This window comes from Methanosarcina acetivorans C2A (assembly GCF_000007345.1).
GTDB lineage: Archaea > Halobacteriota > Methanosarcinia > Methanosarcinales > Methanosarcinaceae > Methanosarcina > Methanosarcina acetivorans.
Genome location: NC_003552.1, coordinates 1,228,307 through 1,249,419, shown reverse-complemented (window position 1 = coordinate 1,249,419; position 21,113 = coordinate 1,228,307). Strand labels below are relative to the sequence as shown.

15 protein-coding genes and 6 pseudogenes are annotated in these 21,113 nt (G+C 36.6%); 8 read left to right on the top strand and 13 right to left on the bottom strand.

Annotated features, from left to right (window positions below; all coding sequences use genetic code 11):
* Positions 1 to 73 precede the first annotated feature (73 nt).
* Positions 74 to 657 (top strand): annotated as a pseudogene (locus MA_RS25135) (IS1 family transposase); the annotation flags it as partial.
* On the opposite strand, the gene MA_RS29735 reads toward MA_RS25135, so the two are convergent.
* Positions 640 to 888, bottom strand: coding sequence for a transposase (locus MA_RS29735; protein WP_083755878.1), 249 nt, complete (start codon positions 886 to 888; stop codon positions 640 to 642). The pseudogene MA_RS25135 and the gene MA_RS29735 overlap by 18 nt on opposite strands.
* Before the next feature lie 142 nt (positions 889 to 1,030).
* On the opposite strand from MA_RS29735, the gene MA_RS05440 reads away from it, so the two are divergent.
* On the top strand, positions 1,031 to 2,515 hold the full coding sequence (locus tag MA_RS05440) for an IS1182-like element ISMac1 family transposase (protein WP_011021076.1): 1,485 nt from the start codon (positions 1,031 to 1,033) through the stop codon (positions 2,513 to 2,515).
* 17 nt (positions 2,516 to 2,532) lie between these two features.
* Here the strand turns inward: MA_RS05440 and MA_RS29730 are convergent, their stop codons facing one another.
* Positions 2,533 to 2,892, bottom strand: coding sequence for a transposase (locus tag MA_RS29730; protein WP_011021075.1), 360 nt, complete (start codon positions 2,890 to 2,892; stop codon positions 2,533 to 2,535).
* 449 nt (positions 2,893 to 3,341) lie between these two features.
* On the bottom strand, positions 3,342 to 4,598 hold the full coding sequence (locus tag MA_RS05435; protein ID WP_011021074.1) for a right-handed parallel beta-helix repeat-containing protein: 1,257 nt from the start codon (positions 4,596 to 4,598) through the stop codon (positions 3,342 to 3,344).
* 1,576 nt (positions 4,599 to 6,174) lie between these two features.
* Here MA_RS05435 and MA_RS05430 point away from each other — a divergent pair.
* Positions 6,175 to 7,710 carry a right-handed parallel beta-helix repeat-containing protein gene (locus MA_RS05430; RefSeq protein WP_011021073.1) on the top strand — a complete coding sequence of 512 codons (1,536 nt, stop codon included), beginning with the start codon at positions 6,175 to 6,177 and terminating at the stop codon, positions 7,708 to 7,710.
* Positions 7,711 to 7,716: 6 nt separating this feature from the next.
* Positions 7,717 to 7,869, top strand: a pseudogene (locus MA_RS28455) (RNA-guided endonuclease TnpB family protein); the annotation flags it as partial.
* A 345-nt stretch (positions 7,870 to 8,214) separates the two neighbouring features.
* Here MA_RS28455 and MA_RS25120 read toward each other — a convergent pair.
* A protein-coding gene (locus MA_RS25120) for an IS1-like element ISMac25 family transposase (protein WP_085984836.1) occupies positions 8,215 to 9,310 on the bottom strand; the annotation gives its coding sequence in 2 pieces (ribosomal slippage) (positions 8,215 to 8,899 and positions 8,898 to 9,310; 1,098 coding nt in all).
* Positions 9,311 to 9,385: 75 nt separating this feature from the next.
* On the opposite strand from MA_RS25120, the pseudogene MA_RS28450 reads away from it, so the two are divergent.
* Positions 9,386 to 9,681 (top strand): annotated as a pseudogene (locus tag MA_RS28450) (transposase); the annotation flags it as partial.
* Positions 9,682 to 9,832: 151 nt separating this feature from the next.
* Here the strand turns inward: MA_RS28450 and MA_RS05410 are convergent.
* Positions 9,833 to 11,119, bottom strand: coding sequence for a transposase (locus MA_RS05410; protein ID WP_011020086.1), 1,287 nt, complete (start codon positions 11,117 to 11,119; stop codon positions 9,833 to 9,835).
* Between the two features lie 92 nt (positions 11,120 to 11,211).
* Between MA_RS05410 and MA_RS25115 the strand changes: the two are divergent.
* Positions 11,212 to 11,481, top strand: a pseudogene (locus MA_RS25115) (RNA-guided endonuclease InsQ/TnpB family protein); the annotation flags it as partial.
* A gap of 17 nt (positions 11,482 to 11,498) precedes the next feature.
* Here the strand turns inward: MA_RS25115 and MA_RS25110 are convergent.
* A pseudogene (locus MA_RS25110) lies at positions 11,499 to 12,596 on the bottom strand (IS630-like element ISMac17 family transposase).
* Between the two features lie 106 nt (positions 12,597 to 12,702).
* Positions 12,703 to 13,617, bottom strand: a complete 915-nt coding sequence (locus MA_RS05395; RefSeq protein WP_011021069.1) for an IS481 family transposase — start codon at positions 13,615 to 13,617, stop codon at positions 12,703 to 12,705.
* Between the two features lie 18 nt (positions 13,618 to 13,635).
* On the opposite strand from MA_RS05395, the pseudogene MA_RS29725 reads away from it, so the two are divergent.
* Positions 13,636 to 13,753: pseudogene (locus MA_RS29725) on the top strand (zinc ribbon domain-containing protein); the annotation flags it as partial.
* A 412-nt stretch (positions 13,754 to 14,165) separates the two neighbouring features.
* Positions 14,166 to 14,708, top strand: a complete 543-nt coding sequence (locus tag MA_RS05390) for a metal-dependent hydrolase (protein ID WP_226990773.1) — start codon at positions 14,166 to 14,168, stop codon at positions 14,706 to 14,708.
* A 340-nt stretch (positions 14,709 to 15,048) separates the two neighbouring features.
* Here the strand turns inward: MA_RS05390 and MA_RS05385 are convergent, their stop codons facing one another.
* The 6 genes from MA_RS05385 to MA_RS05360 all read right to left on the bottom strand — a co-directional run bounded on the left by MA_RS05385 (position 15,049) and on the right by MA_RS05360 (position 20,928).
* Complete coding sequence (locus tag MA_RS05385; protein ID WP_011021067.1) at positions 15,049 to 15,573, bottom strand: acyltransferase; 525 nt, start codon at positions 15,571 to 15,573, stop codon at positions 15,049 to 15,051.
* A 141-nt stretch (positions 15,574 to 15,714) separates the two neighbouring features.
* Positions 15,715 to 16,848 carry a DUF362 domain-containing protein gene (locus tag MA_RS05380; protein ID WP_011021066.1) on the bottom strand — a complete coding sequence of 378 codons (1,134 nt, stop codon included), beginning with the start codon at positions 16,846 to 16,848 and terminating at the stop codon, positions 15,715 to 15,717.
* Between the two features lie 272 nt (positions 16,849 to 17,120).
* Entirely contained in the window at positions 17,121 to 18,113 is a 993-nt protein-coding gene (gene nadE, locus MA_RS05375; protein ID WP_083755877.1) for an NAD(+) synthase, read from the bottom strand.
* A 78-nt stretch (positions 18,114 to 18,191) separates the two neighbouring features.
* A complete protein-coding gene (locus MA_RS05370) occupies positions 18,192 to 19,208 on the bottom strand; it encodes a hypothetical protein (protein WP_011021064.1) in 1,017 nt (338 codons plus the stop codon).
* Positions 19,189 to 20,667, bottom strand: coding sequence for a class I adenylate-forming enzyme family protein (locus MA_RS05365; RefSeq protein WP_011021063.1), 1,479 nt, complete (start codon positions 20,665 to 20,667; stop codon positions 19,189 to 19,191). The genes MA_RS05370 and MA_RS05365 overlap by 20 nt, the downstream gene beginning before the upstream one ends.
* A 15-nt stretch (positions 20,668 to 20,682) precedes the next feature.
* Positions 20,683 to 20,928: an acyl carrier protein gene (locus tag MA_RS05360; protein WP_011021062.1), complete on the bottom strand. Its 246-nt coding sequence runs from the start codon at positions 20,926 to 20,928 to the stop codon at positions 20,683 to 20,685.
* Between the last annotated feature and the right edge of the window lie 185 nt (positions 20,929 to 21,113).

Here is a 21,113-nt window from a genome sequence, read left to right as displayed (position 1 = left end):
TGGAATTGATAAACCATATTATCATTAACGGTTGTCGGGGAAGTTTTCCATCCTCGCAGCAAGCTAGCGGGGTATTCGACTGAAATCAACTGCTAGTTCTCCTTTAGTTAAGAGACAGGCTTTGCAACTTTATCTTGAGGGATTAGGATTTCGCTCAATAGGACGATTTTTAGGGGTAAGTCATGATTCTGTCCAAAAATGGATAAAGAAATTTGGTCAGGAGATAGAGGAGCTAAAAAGCGAAAATGAGATCTCTATTGTTGAACTGAATGAGATGCACACTTACATCGGTAACAAAAAAAATATTGCTGGATCTGGATTGCTGTTGATAGAGTTGGGAAAAAGTTCATCAACTGCTCTTTTGGTAGCAGAGGAACGAAAACTGGACAACTACTCTGGGAAAAATTAAAGAAGAAAGAGATTAGAGAAGTGGTGACTGATCACTGGAGGGCATATGCAGAGTTTATTCCTGAAAATATTCATACTCAATCCAAAGCAGAAACGTATACAGTTGAAGGATATAACGGCATATTAAGGCACTTTCTGCCAAGGTTGAGACGAAAGACAAAGTGTTATACGAAGAGTCTTGAAATGCTAAAGTACTCTGTTCTTCTATTGATGAAACACAGAAATAAAAAGTTATCTATATTTAATTAACAATACCCTAATCTTAACTGTGTCATACATTCCATCAGCTGTCACTTTGGAAGGCCTGTTAACAGGCCTTCCTACAGGTCTCATAATCTTGAAGTTTTTAAGTGAAGGTATGTAAAGTGTTGAGTCATTCTTATTTGCAGGGACAACGATAATAGAAAGAGGTAGACCCTGTAAATCTACTAAAACGCTTAATTTTATTCCCTTTACTTTCTTGTGACCATCATAGCCGATATTTCCCCTTTTTTAGCCGAAATATCTTTTGTATCAGTAAAACAATGGGAAACAGGTTGTCTCAAAACTATACTCTATCATACATTTGGGTCAGAAACCCGTAATCTTTATCTTTTTTACAAAACAAATTCCAGTGTTTCCCATGTTTCGAAAGTACGATCAAAAGCAGCAGTTTTTACTTCCATTAAACCTGGAAGATTTTGTTCCTGAAAACCATATCGCCAGAGTACTAAACGACATCGTAGATGTCGTTGATATCACTGCTATTGAATCCACTTACTCTAAGGAAGGCTGCCCAGCCTATCATCCAAAACCTCTTTTAAAAATATTACTTTATGGTTACCTTATAGGCATTAGAAGTTCACGTAAACTGCAACAAATGACTCAAACTGATACTGCATTTATGTATCTGGCAGCCATGCAAAAACCTGATTTTCATACGATTTGTCGATTCCGTTCAACTCATCTTGGCCCTATAAAAGAAATCTTTTCCCAGGTTGTCACATTTTGTAAAGAAATGGATATGATTGGTTCCAGTATCTCAATTGACGGAACAAAGGTTAAGGCAAATGCTTCATCAAGACAGAGCAAGAGTTCGGATGCTCTCGAAAAAGAAATAGATAAGATACTCAAAGAGAGTATTGAGACAGATAAACATGAAGATGAAATTTATGGTGACTCGACACCATATCAGATTCCAGAAGAGCTTGTTGACAAGAAGAAAAGACTGGAAAAAATAAAAGCTGCTAAGAAGAAGCTTGATGAAGAAAAGCTGAAAAAAATAAACATCACAGATAACGATGCTCGAATTATGAAGCATAAAGATGGAAGCAAGAAACCTTCCTACAATTGTCAGGTTGCTGTTGATGAAAAAGAGCAAATAATCGTTGCAGCAGACGTTGTCAACGAAGAAAACGACCTTCATCAAATAGAACCAATGATACAGAATGTAAAAAACACACTGGGATATAAACCAACAATAGTACTTGCAGATGCAGGTTATTTCTCATATGGGAATCTGGAATTTTTACAGGAAGAAGGCATTGATGCTTATATTCCTGACAATTTCTATAAAGCTGAAAAAGAAGGAAAAACCAGGAGGTTCAGGAAGTCTCTTTTTACATACGATGAACAAAAAGACTGCTATTATTGTCCTGCTGCATTTGAAATCCCCTTTACAAGAATACAAAAGAGGAAAGGTGAACCTGATTTAAGGTATTATGTATGTAGCTATTGTTCTCAGTGTGTGCTGAAAAATGCATGTACTAAGAGCGGAAAAAGGACAATAACAAGAGATCCTAGGGAACATTTGATGGAGGATATGAGGGATAAACTGAACACAGAGAAGGGGACGGAAAAGTATCAGAAAAGAATGTCTACCGTAGAACCTGTGTTTGGTCAGATGAAACAGGATAGAGGGTTCAGAGAATTCTTATTGAGAGGAAAAAGGAAGACAGGAATTGAATTTGTTATGATGTGTACTGTACATAATATAAAGAAAATAGCAGACTTTATAAAAAGAGAAGGGAAAAACCTGAAAAGTATGCTGAAAATGATAGTTGGAGGAGGAAGTAAAGGATGGAATAAAGGGGGAATTCGAGCGAGAATAACAAATACTCTATGTTGACCCATGAAAATTATCTCTCATTGTTGAAATGAAATAAAAATTGAAATGGGTATTACCCAATTGTACAATTTAAAATGGTTATGAGACAGTCTGGAAAGATCTATTTTCTTCAAATCATAACCTTTGTTTAAAAGTTCATTGAAGATCTTCTGATAAATGCCATGTTCACACAGGTAAAGATGAAATCTATGAACTGTTGACTTAGATCCATAGCGGCGAGGAACATCTTTCCAAGCACAACCTGTCATAACAACGTATAAAATACTGTTAAATAACTTCCTCATATTTGCACGTGGTCTTCCTGTATATGATTTATGTGGAGGAAGATAAGGTTCTATGGATTCCCATAGAGCGTCATCGATTTCATGAAATGACATCAAAGTAAATTTATAATTTTAATATAATATTACTTTTGGGATGAGCTCCTATACATAAAACTAATTCAATAATTCGGGGAGACGACCTGAAAATCCATTAAATTTGAAGAGGATACTTCTTGCCTTGTATTTAGTTCTACACTTCCGAAAATAAAAATTGTAGATGCGGATTTGAAATTTGAATACCCCGTGATTTAATGATCCTGATGGATAACTAACCCTCCAGCATATCGAAATCATTGAAGCCTTCAATATCCACATCACTATATTCAATTTCAGTGTCAGAATATTTAGTTTCAATCCTTGTTGTGTAAGTAGCCGTTACAGAACAACCTATGCAGATTTCCTATTTGACGTTTTGATTTTCAATATCAAGGTCGCCAATCGAAGTTACAATAAATAATTAGTTGCATAGGTTATTTCGTTGCGGGCACTAAGGATCTACTCGATCAACATAAATAATTTTTCGTCTCGCTTCCACTAACGGTATTACCCTTCAAAACGAAAACATGATTACTATCAAGGATATTCGCTACACCATACCCCTGTTTATCTTTGGGATATTCAGATTTTACAGTATTCCTAATATTGTTATTTTTTAGAATGACTGTAAACTTTTCTCCTGCAGGTGGTTTGTAAGATTCACCAAGCTTACTATAACTCCAGTATTCAAAGGCTACCCCGAATTTAGCATTATCATCGATTATGTTATCCTCAATCAGAGCGTTAAAACCTTGAATGATAATTCCACCAGCTTCTCTATATTGATATGAATTCTCAGATCTTCCGCACCTAAGTATGGAGTTATCATGAATATGGATATTGTTTATTTGATCTGAATCATAGCCGGCACCATTTTTATAATATCCATACAGCCATATTCCCCAGCAACGTAAATCGTGAAGGTTATTATTATAAATTTCAATATTTTCCATTGATGTGCTGGAAGCACCCTTATCCAGTTCAATTCCTGCAAATCCCCTGTTATTCGAAGAAATATCATTATCATAGATCTGGACATTGCTACATTCAGTTAGCCGAATTCCACTATTCCCTTTGAGAGTAATTTCATTATCATAAATATCGACACTTGATGAATGTTTGATCCAGATACCATCATGACCGGACTCGAAAATTACATTATCATGAATTTTGATGTTTGTAGGGACTGTCGCATATTCATTAGTATAATCATGATGAATACGGATCCCATCGGATAAACCATCATGCAAATACATTCCATAAATTTCTACATTATATGGATGGGAAAGCATTATCATATCATGGTATCCTTTACCGTAAATCTCATCTTGATTTTCACAGTTACCATCAATCTCAAAATTCCTAATGACAATATTCTTCTGTTTAGTATTTTCAACTTCGATCATTGCTTTTTTAGAAGGCCAGCCTGCATCATCAACAAGTATTATTTTTGACAAGAGCTTCCCATTTTTTACGGTTCCCTCAAGTGTAGTACCATCCGGGATATAGATTGTATCTTCAATTTCAAATGTCCCAGCTGGAAGTTTGTAAGTGCCTCCTGCATGAGACTGCAATTTTGAGTTTATCCAGGTTTCATCACCAGCTCCCACTACTCCTACAAATAATAATAAAAAAATTGATACTAAAATGAATTTTCTACCACGATTCTGTGTGTAAATAAATTTACCAGTTGCTTTTATTTTATGTCTAAAATTCCGTACCATTTAAAAACCCCCTAATGAAAAATTCCCAATAAGTATATTCTTAAGTTTGATCCAGTAAAACAAAGGACACCAAACCTCGTAATTGAACTAATCTCATTTTTGGCCCTGATAGCTCGAGATAAGTTTTTACGAGCTTCTCCGCCATGCTCCCAAACGCAATCTAAAAAAAGATGATCACAAAAGGAACAGCTAGAGCAAGAGCTTCCACGTTGTTAAAAGCATACTGCATTAACTACTAAAATATCAGATATCTCGTGGTTAATCAACTAAAAATATCAGTGAAAAAATAACCACCCGAACCTGAAGTACTGTGCAGCAGTGAGGTTTTAATCCATGTTTGAGTGGATCTCACTTGCAAATATACAATAGGTTTTAAGTCGTCATCTTATTTAACTTTTTTTTATTGTAATTAGATAGTCTTCACTGAAAATCTGTGGTAATGAGCAGTTAAAAAAATAGAGGGATTTCAATCCTTGTTTTAGAGGGATTTGATTTCGAATTGACAAGATATATCGCTAAGTGCCTGAAACAAAATAAGAGACTTTTTATTATTTTCTGGTCTTCTTATTTTCTTCTCTCACCATGCAAAACAATAAAATTTTAATTATATTGAGATAATACATTTGTGGATGGGAAAAGGTAACATCGCAATAGACAAATCAATGGTAAAAACGGTTGCTTGTGGAAAAATAATAATTCCTCTACCAAAAGTTTTGGTTGAAAATCGATACTATCCTATGTTCTCTATACTTTCTCCTACTCATTGTGATGTTTGTGGCAGAAAATTACATGTGAACTCTCATTACACTCGTTTTCTTTTATCAACTTACGGCACTATAGCTCGGAATGTTACATACTGGTTTTGCCCTGCTTGTAAGAAACATTATCATAATCAGGTTATTGGTGTTTAGGGTTCTGCAAATTACAGTTCTGAATATTTGCTTCTTTGTATCTCTGATTTTCAGTGACCAATCGAACTTCTGATTAATAAAGTAATCATAAATAAAAGCGTCTTATAAAGCGATTTCTTATGCCGAAGAGATTTTCAGCAAGAATGTGAGCTTCTTGAAAAAAGGTTTTACGCTGAGATAGATAATACAATGGAACAGATATTTTCTTTGATATGTGATATCGTGGACAAAGCAAGGTCGTTCAAAACCGGTAATGTGCTAACTAATTTTTGTTACAATCTATTTACTTTTTTCAACAAACCGTGTTTCAGCACTGGAAAATGGAACGGTTTCTCACCTTTAATGAGAGCAAGATTCCAATATGGATAATGCTAGAATTGGAGAATAATTAGTTCTTAAACTTGATGGCTTTATAGCTGTAGCTGTCGGAAATTCCCACAAAAATAGTTCCACAATTTAGAAAATTTCGGTGAGTGATTGCGTGAATGAATCAACATTTCTAAATGAGTGAATTGATTTGCTCAAATTGGAATGAAATTTTGTGATTTTCTTAAAATTGAAGGAAAACCAGAAAAAATTAAAAAGAAAAGATAACATTTTTAATTAAAAAACTATATAATTATCATTCTCTTCGGGTCACTGGAAAAATAAGAGAGGAAGGTTTAATGAGTAGTAGAAGAGATTCAGAAACAAGAAGAGATATTATATTTTTTATATTTGTAACCATAATAATTATCGGGATAGTAATCTCTACCAAAACGACCTCCCACTTTCCTACACCACACATTATATATATTGATACAGATGGTAGTGGTGATTATAACTGTGATGGAAGAAATGACCATATCGAAATAAATAAAGCACTTTCATTTGTAAACGAGAACTCTAATTTTACGACCGTTCATCTCAATGGTTCAAATACATATTGGATAAACGATACGCTATATATTGGAAGCAACACAATATTGGAAGGGGATTCAGATGCCGTTATAAAACTGGTTAATCACGCAAATTGGGGAAAAACATATAAAGGGCTTATAGAAGCAAAACAGGATTTTGAAAAAAATGTAACCATACGCGGGTTTGAAATTGACGGAAACTGCAAAAAACAGTATGAAGACATTGGAAAAGGTTTCTATGACATGATTAACCTGAAAAACAGTTATAATGTAACTATCCATGATATGTATCTCTATGATGGACTAGGGGACGGAATTAAAGTATTCCATGATTATTCAAGAGAATATGAAACTGTTCCGACAAATATCAATGTGTACAACAACACTATATTTGAAATTGGACATGATGCCGTATGGTTAAAACATTCGTCAAACGCATCCATATATAACAATACAATCACTATAAAGGCAGATGCAGCCATTCGATTAACAGAAACGATGCATATCAAGATTTACAACAACACGATAACAGCAAATAATAAGGGATATGCTGGAATAGAGCTGGATAAAAAAATGACTGCTCCATTAATGGACGATATAGAAATTTATAACAATAGAATTTATCATACACGTGCATGGGGAATCTGGATAGTAGGCTATAGCAAATATGATAAAGACAGAGCTAAGGGAGTATGGATTCACCATAACATTATCTATGACACAGGAACATCGTCTACCCTTCATGAAGCAGGTGGAATTGTAGTTCAGGGATTTAATAACACCATAATTGAAAATAATGTAATAGATGGAAACAGAAAATACGGTGTTGCATACGAACTATATCCAGCCTACGGAATCCCAAAAGATAATGGATTCGTAACTATTGTTAGAAATAATATAATTTCAAACACTATTAGAAATGTCGCAGATGTGGGTTCAGGCTGGGGAGTGAAAAATTGTGATCCTTCAAATCACACGTTTATACTGGAAAATAACTGTGTATACAATAGCGCCGCAGGAAATTACGTAAACGTTACCCCGACTACAGACATAAATGTCGATCCATTGTACGCTGACATCTCAAATCATGATTACCACCTCAAATCAAAAGCCGGAAGATGGAGTAATACCGGATGGATAACTGATAACGTAAGTTCCCCCTGTATTGATGCAGGGTACCTGTCATCTGATTATTCAAATGAACCTGAAAATAACGGAGACCGGACCAACATTGGAAGATATGGAAATACTTATGAGGCCTCAAAAAGTTTAATCAATCTCACCATTTACGCAAATCCATAATTGAAATTTCGAGAGAAACATGGATTTCCAAGGTTTAAATCTAAGAAAAACCCTGTTCAATCATTTCCCGTTCCTCAACATTATGTAGTAGATTTTGAAAGAAATGTTATTAAACTTCCTAAAATAGGAGAAGTTAAAGCTATTCTTCACACTGCTTTCGGCAGGTCGACAAAAAATCCATTCAATTTTTCTATTGATATCGTTTTTTTCAGAACGTTTTAAATTAAATTTAAATTAAATATTACTAAATGTTGACCATAAAATCATTAATATATGTTTATAACAAAAGGAGAGAAATAACAAATCGGAGCAGATATCTAGTCCTCATGATACTGATTCATAACTGAAACTACAAAAAATAATGATAAATGATATTTAAATATTAGAATGTGCTTGCTGCCGAATGTAAGTTCACAGAAAGTTTGAAGGAGATTTGCGAGTAGCAACTAGTTCAAAAACTTCTACAGGGAAATATTTCATTAGCATTCTTGTGATGGTCCATCTTTATCCGATTGATGTTTTAAAACACCTGAATTTCATCAGCTCCTTCAAAGTCCATTTTGAATCCGCAATTCCTGCTTTTCTTGCAGGTGTATTTTTGCATTCAACCCCTCTTTCATCTTTGTACCTTAATCCTCCATGCCCTCTACAGAAGTTAAAATGCGTGCAATAGAGCTTCATCTGTATTTCTAACCATTCTTTCATTTTTGAAAACCCTATTGTTTTCCTTGACACTCTGTTGTTATCCTGCCTGAAGGTTAGGTTTTGTCTTTCCAGTAAAGTTGTTGAGATTTCGCTTTGTTCAATGTTTTCTCCAAAAATGATCTTCTTCTCTACTTTCTCAAGCACCCCATTTACTCTTGTTTTGACTACCTGAGCATACCTCAAATCCTCAGAGGGAACTATTTTTGGTTTCTTTGGTCTTCCTCTTTTCCCAGTTCTTGGAAACTCTCTCAAAACTCCAAATTGTTTCAAAAGCGCTTCTCTATAAAAGTTCAACCCATCTGTGACAAAAACAGGGATTTTATCCGAAATATGCTTATTAACTAACTCAATAAACTTATCCGCAACATACTGCTTTCTTGGCCCTATTACAAAGTCAAGTATTAGCCTGCAACCTGGTACAAAAGCTACCCACATCCAGGGCCCATCATCTTCATAATTTTTCATTCTTGGAACTATTTTTTTGGATTATAACCCATAGTTCGTCCATTTCTACCTTTAACACATCCACGTTCTTCATCAGAGTATCATTTAGTTTATCGCATTGTTCAGCTGCACGGGCTAGCCAGCGCTTTACACTGGCAGGTTGTACCTCTAAAACTTCGGCAATGGCTTGAATGCTCATACCTTTCATAGACATTTTTAAAGCTAAATCGATTGTTTTATCATCTTTGCGAAGATCATGATAAAAAGTGCCTGTATGGTCGCAAAATGCTTTGCCACATTCATTGCAACGATATATTCTTGTTTTTTCTCCACGGCTGATGTAAGTTCCATTTCCAGTAACATTGCCTTGACCAGTAAGGCCGTAGAGCTCGCAGCTTTTGTTCGGACAGGCAACGTCAGTAAATTGTGGTTTAGGACCTCTTTTTCCCATAATATGAACATATAATTTCTAATATATAATACCAATCAAATACAAATTGACCATCATTCTTGTTGAATGCAATAAAAAATACCTGAGAAACAGGAGTTTTCAGAATCAACTACGGTAGGTCTAGATGTAGGTATCAAAGATTTTGCAGTTCTTTCTACGGGTGAAAAAATTAAGAATCCTAAATCCTGAAACACTCACTTCAAAGGCTTAAAGTTCTTCAAAAGAGGTTTTCAAGAAAACCGAAAGGCTCAAAGAACAGAGATAAAGCAAAACACAGATTATCAATTTTGCATGAGAAAATTAGAGTCTTTTTAATTTTTTCTGGTTTTTCTTCAATTTCAAGACAACCACAAAATTTCATCCCAATTTGAGCAAATCAATTCACTCATTTAAAAATGTTGATTCATTTACACAAGCATTCACCAAAATTTTCCAAATTGTGGAACTATTTTTGTGGGAATTTCCGACAGCTACAGCTATAAGCCATCAAGTTTAAGAACTAATTATTCTCCAATTCTAGCATTATCCATATTGGAATCTTGCTCTCATTAAAGGTGAGAAACCTTTCCATTTTCCAGTGCTGAAACACCGTTTGTTGAAAAAAGTAAATAGATTGTAACAAAAATTAGTTAGTCCATTATCGGTTTTGAATGACCTTACTTTGTCTACTATATCACATATCAAAGAAAATATTTGTTCCATTGTATTATCTGTCTCAGGTGTAAAACCTTTTTTCAAGAAGCTCACATTCTTGCTGAAAATCTCTTCGGCATAAGAAATCGCTTTATGAGACGCTTCAGAAAGTTCAAGATCAGAGTTAAATTCTCGTATCTTCTGAATATGCGCAACAGCACTGATAACCGTATCAGAAAGTATCAATTGAGATATCTCATTGTAGGTAATCTTATCGTTATCTGGAATCTCTTCAACAGAACTGAATTCCTCATAATACCTCTTACTAACGTTTTTTAATTGATGAAACACACAAAAAGAATGAGTCACTTCAGGAAAGACCATTTTTACGGCTCCAATGATCGCTTTATCCTCATCAGAAACAATCTTTTTGATTTTATCTTCAGGAAATCGGTTCTTTATTCGTATGAAAAGAGGCATCAGAGCCTCAATTGTTGGTAACCTCTCAGTTACTTCAAAATCTAAAATGACCTTCTCTTTGGTAGCAACAACGTAAACAGATTTATATCGCATTTTTTTCCATTCTTTCTTTGTGAGTTTCGTTCCAATAAATTCTTCAAGCTTTTTTTTCCATCCATTCTTGATCCAATTCCCATCAACATACAATGTTTCTTCAAAGCTAACTCCTTGGTTCAAAAGTTCTTGCTTTGAAAGTTTTGCTAGTTTCTGTTCATATAACCACAATGAAGTGGGACAAGGAGCTCTTCCACAGACATTTATTACTCCTTCTGTATATGTTTCCCCAATTCGCCGAGAATTGTGCAGACTGCATCGTCCATCGTATCTGACATTTATTTGTGTATCATAATATTCAGAACTGTAATTTGCAGAACCCTGAACACCAATAACCCGATCATGATAATGTTTCTTACAAGTGGGACAAAGCCAGTATGTAACATTGAGAGATATAGTGCCGTAACGTGATATAATAAAACGAGTGTGATGAGAGTTAACATGTAATTTACTTCCACAACTATCACACTGAGTAGGGGAGAATATAGAGAACATAGGATAGTATCGATTTTCAACCAAAACTTTTGGCAAAGGAATTATTATTTTGCCGTCAACTATCGTTTTTATCATAGATTTATCTATTGCAATGTTTCCTTTTCCCATAAATAGAAAAAATATATCAATATAATTAAAATTTTATTGTTTTGCACGATATAGAGGGAAAACGAAAAACCAGAAAATAATAAAAAGTCTCGAAAATTAACAATCAGAGAAACGATTTCCAGCATAAACTCTCTTCTAAACTTGTTAGCGAGAACCAAGCTATTGCACTGGAAACTCTGAATGTAAAAGGTATGCAGAAAAATCATTGCCTTGCACAATCAATTTCTGATGCATCATAGAGCAGTTTTGTGACAAAAATGGAACATAAAGCTGAATGGTTAGGCAAAACCGTTTTAAGAACAGGACAGTTCGAGCCATCAACTAAAATCTGCCATGTTTGTGGATTCCATAACTCTAACCTAGTACCTTGACAATTTAATTATGAAACATAATATTTGGACATCTTCTCATTAGCAATTTTCTTTGTGAACTTCCAGTTTATTTTCTTTTTATCTTCATTTCTTCTCCTGGTCCAAGCATCCACTTCATTCGTCAGCATTCCAATGTCACCTATTCGCCTATCAGTACATTCTTCATCCATCACACTAATCTCTATTTCGGCTGCATTGAGCCAACTTGCATGTTTTGGCGTGTAATGAAATTCTATCTTTTCCAGAATCTTTTCAGCTTCATCTTCGCTGAATGTTTCATAGAATGATTTCTCTTTGTGGATATTGAGATTATCTGTAACTACCCGGACTACTTCAGTTTCTGAATATTCATCGATGACAAGAAGTTTCATGAATCGTGCAAAATCTGTCATTGTTCTTCTTTGAGTAACTTGAGTGACCCTTTTTCCTGCTTTGAATTCTACAGCTATGAATATGTTTGCCACTCCATTCCTGGTGTACTCATAATCATACTTCTCTGGACTTCCAGGCTTCATTGGAATGGGCTTTCGCTTATCTTCGATAAGTTGTATGGGTTTCTCATCGAGACAGATAATAGGTCTTTTCGGGTCGTAATCTTCTTCGTACAGGTCAAGAACGTCGTACATTCTCTTTCTGTATTCAGAATTAATCGTTTCAATGCACCACATTTTTTTCAGTCAGGGTTTAATTTTATTCTTTTTCAAAATAAGTCTGATAGTTTCTTTGTTTATCGTTTCAAAGCCTTCTTTTTTTCTCAATTCCTCACAGAGCAGTGCAAGCAACCATCTCTTTCTTCCTTCAGGAGGCTTGGTGCATGTTAAAGCTACTATTTCTGCAGTATGCCTTTCATTATATTTTTTAGGTTGACCTGATCTTGGCTTATCTACCAAAGCACTTTGTAGACCTTCTTCAAGATATCTTTTCCTTATCCTTAAAGCGGTGCTCCTACCAACACCTAACGTTTTTGCAATCTCGGTGTCTCCTTTTCCCTGATTTGCCAGTAGTAGAATACGTGCTCTGGTAATTGATCTTGCACTTTTCAGTCCTTTTTTTATAAAGTTTGTAAGGAATTTCACTTCATTATTGTTAAGATTAATATTTAACATAAGATATAAAAAGAACTCAAAGTATATAAGTGACTCACAACTAAGCTGTCAATGTTTTGTCCTGAAATAATTTCGCTTTGAAACTTTTTTCCTCTTGTCCATGTTTTCACCACCCAAACAATCTCACTCCTATTCTGAACTTTGCCTCAACTGGTAATCTATTCCAGAATGCTTCCTGTGGCGATTCTAACTGTTCAAGTTTCAAAGCTCCATGAGGCCTCTTGTTATACCACTGTACGAATTCTTCAAATGATTCAAACTCTCCTCTAAACCTTTGATATGTATCGAACCATTTCTCTATTTTTCCGTTTGTCTGAGGATGTCTTACCCTTGCAAGTATTGGTTTGATTCCAAGTTCTTCAATGCATCTTTTAAAGTCACTATCCCATGAACTATCCTTATTAATCCTGTGAGCTCCGAATTCACTTCCATGATCCATAATGAGCTCTCTTAAAGGGTATATGTCCCAGTACTCTTTAACAAGTTCATCAATCACTTTAATGGTGTTCTCCGTGTTGCAATGAACGTACTCTCCACCTGCAATTATCATTCTTGATGAATCATCAAGAATGGCACAGACTTGAAGTCCTAACAGGGGATTCTCATGCCAATCGATGTGTGCAGCAGACATGCTGTGTTCGCGTTCGTATCTACACCATTTTCTTCTCTGTTTCTTTTTTCGGTTTTCCTTGGCAAGGTCCATGCTAAGTAGATAGTTATGGATTCTGTTATGAGATATCTTACGATTATATTTGCCTTCGATGAGAATCTCAAGGTAACAGGCTCCAAACTTATAATCAGAGTAAGTTTGGTCAATCAATTCCTTATCAGAGGAGGATAAGGGGTTCTTTGGTCTTCCAAGATTAATGCCAACTTGAGGAAGCTGACCAGTTTCAACGTATTCTTTGTAGATCTGCTGAACTCGACGGGCTGAGATCCCCTGGATCTCAGCTATCGTCGAAAAAGATAAGGGATTACAACCGACATATTTAGCGCGAAATAATTTCGGGATAAAACACAACTAAGCTGTCAAGGTACTAGCCTTAAAGATAGGGAATGGATTTGTCCTGAATGTAATACATTGCATGAGGGATGTAAATGCTGCAATCAACATTAAGAAATTTGCACTTCAAGATCAAAATCTAATTACAGTCTGAATTATAATTCAACACCTACGGAACGTGGGGAAGAGCCTATGGACTCGTCTTCAGAAGAAGAGGGAATGAAGTAGGAAGCTCCGTCTTCTCTTTTGAAGAAAGCATGAAGGAGCAATTCACTATTACTTTATTTCAATTGTTATGATAGCCGGTTGTAGATCACTTCGGCACTTAATCTGAAAATAGATCAAAACGAAGATGGCAGACTTTCTATTAAGTTCTAATCCTCAGATAAAATAAATAAAATGAGTTATAATTTATTGAAAATAAATAATTTTTATTAAATTCTCAAAGAATATTTGTAATAAATCTTATATATTTTCGAAACATATTCTTTTTGACATATATATATTTCAAAAAGTGTCTTGTCATGCCCTATCCCGTTGCACATGTTCTGTTCTTTATATTCTGCATGAGCGCAGTAGCTGTCTACGCCATATTCAGGTTAACTTCCCTTAAAGAGCTTTCATTCAGGAGACTGCGGCAGCCCCTGTTACTCCTGTTTGTAGGCAGTCTGTGCACGTTATTTCCGGACATTATGATCCTGTATAATTTACCCGTAAAAGGTACTCTAGAACACTGCTGGATCGGTCCGATTGCAACACATTCGATTCTGTTCAGCTCTACTGCAATCCTTTTCGGAACGCTAGTAGGATACATTGCATACAGAAACCTCGGAAAAGCAATTTACCTGGGGCTCTTTGGAGAAGCTGCTTTCCTTACGCATTTATTGCTTGATGATATAGGAGAAGGTGGTACTGAATATTTATTCCCTTTATATGAAGAAAAGGTGAGTGTATTTTCGTTGATGGACGTGGGCTTTCAGGAAAATGGAATTCTTTATTATATGACAGCATCTCTTGCATCGGTCTTTTTTATCTGTTCGGTGATAATGATGGCGCTCTTTGCCCTGAGTCATCTTGGTTTTGAGTTCAAATACAGGCCCGAAAAGTGAACTTTCCTTTTAATCTTTCAGCTTATTTTTATTATCTTTTTTTCATTTTCTTTTCATTTTCTTTTCATTTTCTTTTCATTTCTCTTTTCATTTCTCTTTTCCAGTTATCTTTTCCAGTTATCTTTTTTTCGTTTCTAATTTCTTGTTTTCTTATCTCATTTTTCTAATTTATTTTCCACTTTATTTTTATAAGAGTATTCGGGGCTGAGTTATAACAAAAAACAATAAAATTTGGCTCAGAATTTACAGGACAAAAAATAGAAGAAAGAATTTGAACCTCCAAAGTTTGAATAAAAGAAAAAAGTATCGAGACTCAAAAAATAAGCAGGAAACATCAAAATCAGGTTTGGAGCTCACCTACGCCATCAAGCTTTTTAACAACTCTGGCAGGGTAGCCAAGAGCAAGACTGTTTGGGGAGATATCTCTCGTAACTACGGACCCTATTCCTATTATCGAGTTTTCACCAATCTCGACTCCCTGTATAATGATACATCCCGGGTTAATAGAAACTCCGGATCCTATTTTGATTGGAGCCATGGTTCTCGGATACGCTTGTCTTGTAGTTAAACTGCCTCTTGTATGGGCAGACAGTATACACCGGTCACCAATCTCTGCATAATCTCCAATTGTGATTAGCTCAGGGTGGAGCCGATCAAAAACCACACCATAACCGACGTATACGTTTTTCCCAATATTTACTCCCCTCATTTTGTGCAATTTTGCTCTCCAGGAAGGAACAGGAAAAACTGATGCAAGCTGTTCTAAAAACCAGTTCTTCAGATACCTGAATCCAAATAAGATTTTATTACTATGATAGTGATTGGATACTTCACCAAAAGTCACTTTATCTCTGTTGGATATCATGGTGTTGCCTTCCCAATTTTATAATGAAAAATAATTGTTGCTTATCATACTCTTTCACCAGAAAGTACCCTTTTCCTGCGTCCAGTATTCGAAATGTGAGAGAATATTGATACAGAAACTGATATTTAAATAAACTTTTCTTTAGCGTTTAATCCTGGTCACAAGCTTTAAAAGCATCGATTTCTTTATTTCCACCGCGTCGCTAGGACATAGTTCCCGGCAGCAGTAACACTGGATACATTTTTCCTGGTTGATTTTGAGTGCACTGCCTGTTTCTTCAATGGCATGTACCGAACAGTTCAAAACGCAAGCTTTGCAAAGTTTACAGTTTGAGGTATTGATAAAAGGTTTTACAGTTAACTGAGTTCGAAGTATCCTCATTAGAAAAGAGGGGACATAAGCAGTAACTCCACCCTCAGGGCTTTTAAACCTGACTTTTACTTCTTCAAAAGGTGTACCAACAACCTCTGGATGTTCCGTCCCAAACCCTCTTGAGATTGCAGCTCTGTTTGTAGGAACTTTCATAGGGTCGATCCCTATAAGCTCGGAAGCTATGATATCCAGAGCCACGCAGTCATGACTTGCCATTATCACTCCTGCCTTTACAGGCGTACCTCCCGAAGGGCCATTTCCTTCCATTCCGATCACGCCATCCATAACTGAGATCTGAGGCTTGACAACCGAGTATATATCAACAATGGCATTTCCAAAACGGTTACGGTCTTCAAGGGCATGTGCCTGTTTTCTTGTTTTCTGAGGAATGGCCCCAAAGAAATTTTTGACCGCTCCCGTATAGAGCGTGAGCTCATGTGTCTTGAGTTTAGGAAGGGAAATTACTACATCTGCTTCAAGTACTGCTTTTGCTATGTGCAGACGAGGGAACTGCCTTGAGCCAGGAACATCAACCTCTACATATCCTGAAGTCTCAAAATTGATGAGTTCTGCCCCGCAACTGAAAGCAACAGCTTCAATACCTGACACCTTCAACGCCTGAGAAGTACTGGTAGACCCGGGCCTTATAATTCCGGACCCATCACCTACTACCGGAACACCTCCTGCCTCTTTAACCAGTTCGCACATTGCAGCGACTACTGCCGGATGAGTGGTGACAGCGTCCTCTGGAGGTCGAATGGAAAGGACATTTGGCTTAAGCAGTACTTGGTTGCCGGGAGATATGATAGTCTCAAGACCGCCTATCAGGCTTAGTGATTCTCTGATCGCATCTTTTGCTTCCGAATAGTCATTGCAGCGGACAATAGAAACCCTGGTATTCATAGTTACACACTTGAGCTACTGAATTAATTTATGTTAGGCTATAACAGTTCACCTTTAATTAAATTCAAGTTATCTGTCTTAAAGAAAAAAATTTATGTTTGAAACATCTTCTCAAGTACAGATTGTTCAGATACGTTAATGGTTGGTTTTATGGTGTTCTTACAGAAGGCAAAGCCGTAAAAACCTTATTTATGACCATAATAATTTATTTCTGGCTCTGGCTAAAAAATCATTTTTTCTACCCGTTGCCTTCAATTTATCTATTAAGATAATTATCTATTAAGATAATATACAGGCGGAACAGCCCTAATATATTCTGTGGTGTTTTTAATTCTTCTGATGTGCTTTAAAGCCTTCTCTATCTTATCCGTTGACAGATCTGTGTTTTCACTAATAACACCAGGAGGTAAATCGTGTTCCTGAGAATACAGCAGCTGATCCATGATGTGCATGGGCATACGCCAGTAGAATTCCTCATCAGTCGTATAATGGCTCCATGTGTCAGCACTTGGGGGGCGTCTCATGATCTCGTCATTGATATTCAAATGTTTTCCAAGAGCATAGATCTGGGTCTTATAACAGTCAGCCAGAGGTTCGAGGTCCACACCTCCATCTCCATATTTGACAAACTGACCAAGGGCAACTTCAGTCTTGTTGGTTGTGCCGCACACAGCGTAATTCATCTTCTCAGCATACATGTACTGGACTATCATTCTGGACCGCTGTTTGACACCCTGCAACCCGATCAGCTCCAGATAGTCATTAGCCTTCAACCTGTACTTTCCGACCGTCTCGCCGTCCTTTATCAGCCGGATATAAGGAACGTTCAGGAGTTCCTGGTCAAGGAAATCCGGGAAGATTAGCGAAGTTTTGTGTATTGCAGGATCGTATTCAGGACAGGCTCTCTTTATAACCTGCTCTTTCTTCTCATAAATGTTAAGGGATTCCACAATTGGAGAGATTGGGACTTCCTCGTATGCTACACCCAGGCTTTCACAGATTTCTGCGCCCAGAACTTTACTTGAAGGGGCTGACTCTTTCTCAGGAAGTATAAGACCATAAACATGTTCCTTTCCCAGTTCCTGTACGCAGAGGGTAAGGGCTACAGCTGAATCAATTCCACCCGATACTCCCAGAACAGCTCCTTTTTTCTTAAAACCTGAGATCTGGCTTTTAATAAAACCCCTGATGTTTAATGCCAGATTTTCAATATCCTTGTTGAGTTCTTCCGTTATCTTAACACTGGGTTCTTCCGTTTCCTGCATAATATTTTCTCCTGAAGTGATTTTAATGTTCAATTAAAAGAATTTGAGTGTTTATTTTGAGCTTCTTTAAAACTCAACTTAATCTTCTTTGAGATTCAACTTAAGCTTCTTTGCAGCTTCTTCTATTAACGGTCTTGAAAGTTCCTGATTAATTTTTTCAAGCCCTTCTTCCCTTGACATTTCTCCGCTTCTGACAAGCCCTGCTATATCAAAGGTATATGGATGGAACCCATATTTTTCCAGATGGTTATAGCAGGCAAAAGAGTTTAATGTACAGTTGGTTGAGTTACTGTCATTGATTCCAGGTGGTTCCCATCCGATCTCCAGAAGTGTCTCAAGTACTTTATCCTCGCTATATTCCCATAGACAAAGTGGGTGAAGGATACTCGGAGCACTTCCCTCCAGATCTTCAATAACTTTATTTTTGACCAGGAAAAGTTCGTCCTTGTCATGGATGCCTATCTTTTGAAGTTGTGTTTCAAACATGTTTCTGGACCATTTTATAAAATTAGGTGAAAGGTTTATTATGGGGTTTGGAGATTGCCCGGCCGTGAAAGCAAATACAATAAAAGGTACTTTCTGAACAATTGCCTGCTCTATCAGTTTCTGTTTGATGATAGTTATACAGATATTGCATATGTCGCTGGCTCTATACTTAGCGAACTTGGGAAACGCATCATATGATTCGGCTGCCTTTCGGAATGTATCATAAAGAATCTTATTTTGCATTGTCAGCTGGTAGTAGTCGGAGCCTGTTATTTTGCATATTTTTTTTGCGTTTTTTACTGCGCCTTCGGAAATGAATCCGTTATTAAACTGGACAGCAAGAACCTTCAGGAAAGGATAGTCTTTTTTGAGTTTGTAAAGCGTGTATGAAGAGTCTTTCCCACCGGAAAGTGCATAGATAACATCGTAGTTGCCTTTTCCCCGGTGTTTTTCAAAAAGTTCTTCAATTTTTGCCAAGTACTCGCCCTTTTCCTGAAGAGAGAGAGGAGCATAAGTTTCACAAAAATGGCAGAAACCAGTTTCCATATTAATAGTTATACCTGGAATATCAGAATCCAGAATACACTTTTTACATACTACTTTTGACATGCTGGTATTCCTCTATTATTGATCTATTGGATATTTTCCCGTTCTCGCTCAACGGGATATAATCGATAAAAAGTATTTCTCTTGGGCAGAGATAACCTGGAAAATTCTTCCTGCAAAAAGCATAAAGGGCTTCAATTTCTGTCCCTTCCGCAGGCATGACCATGAGGCTAATAGCAGTCCCCATAAGTTCATGAGATACAGGCACAACAAAAACCCTGGAGACCGTGTTATTCTCCTCTATATATCTTTCAATTTCTCTGGGATTCACACGATGGTCCCCGATTTTTATAATGTCATCTTTGCGCCCAAGCAGCCGGATATATCCATTGGGCAGTTTTTGTGCAAGATCTCCTGTATGAAGCCATCCGTTTACAACCTTACTCTTAGTAGCAATTTCATCATCAAGATAACCTATCAGGATATTTTCCCCTCTGGCAACCAGCTCACCTTCTATGTTTGGCTCTACCGATCTGCACTCAAAGTCAAAGACGTCCAGAGTAACTCCAGGAATTGCTTTTCCTATCGTATCAATAAATTTATCCACGTCTTCTGCCGGCACATAGGCAAGCCTTGCCGTAGCTTCGGTCTGCCCATACATTGGCAGAATTTCAAGCCACGGAGCAAGCTCTCGGATCTCTTTTACGATTGACCTATCCATACCTCCGCCTGCTGAAGCAGCGGTTCTGACACCGGTAAAAACCTGCCTGAACCTATCTGGATACTTGAGAAGCATGCGATAGGTGCTGGGCACGCCATAAAAAATTGATACTCCTGACCCTATCAGATTAAAAACAGAATTCATAAAATTCATTGTTCCTATTCGGACAGAACCTCCAGCCATCAGATGGGAATTGAGAATAGAGTTTCCAAAAGCGTGATGCGGAGATATCACAAGCGCTCCTTTATCTTCAGAAGTTATGCCAAGCACTCCTATTATTGATTCTCCGTTTGCTATCAGGTTCCTGTCACTCAACATGACCCCTTTTGGAGTACCTGTTGTGCCGGAAGTATAGAGAACCAATCTCAGTTCAGGATTGTTGGTTTCGTCTTTAATCTCCTTACGGAGGATATTTACTGACATATCATTGTAAGTAACAACGACAGTTCCGAAACGCTCAAAAAAGCTCTTCCCAAACCTTGAGTACTGAGTATCTGTTGTAATTATATTGTTGACATGGGCAGAATCAAGAATTCGTTCAAGGCTGAACCTGGGAAATTCTATTGGCAGTGGGATTGCAATATTTTCAGACCGGTATACAGCCAGGAGAAGTTTTACATACTGTATATCGGATTCTGCAAGTATTGTAAATCTGGAACGTTTAAAATCCTTCAGATATAAAGCTATATTACTTATGTCCTTCTCGAGACAGCCATAGGAAACCGAGTTTTTGCTATCTTCCAGGGCAACGCTTTGAGGAGTTTTTCTGGCGTATTCTGATATATACGCATCAATTCGCATATTTTTCACTTCTTTTTACTTCGCCAGTTTGTGTATCATATTGCTAATTCCCTGTAGAGTGTCAAAATTTTCCGGTGTCAACATTTCTTCTGGAATTTCGATAGAGTATTTCTCAGTAATATAGTCAATTAGTTCCAGAAGGCCAATCGAATCTATGATGCCGTTTTGAGTAAGAGAATCGCTGTCTTCCAGGTGAGTATCTTTATCCATAAAAGAATTGGCTTTCAGATAATCAATTAAACAGTTTTTTATCTGTTCCATCCACCATTATCTCCTTCATTTTCACTTAAGGGTCATAGAGTTTAGTAATCGCACTCTTTAAAGTTAATTTCATATTAATTGAATATATTTTTTACTATTTAATTAAAAACCTAGTCTTTAATTACAAAAAACTTCTACACTTTATATTAATAGGAGATAATTAAAATAATTAAAGTAATATAATT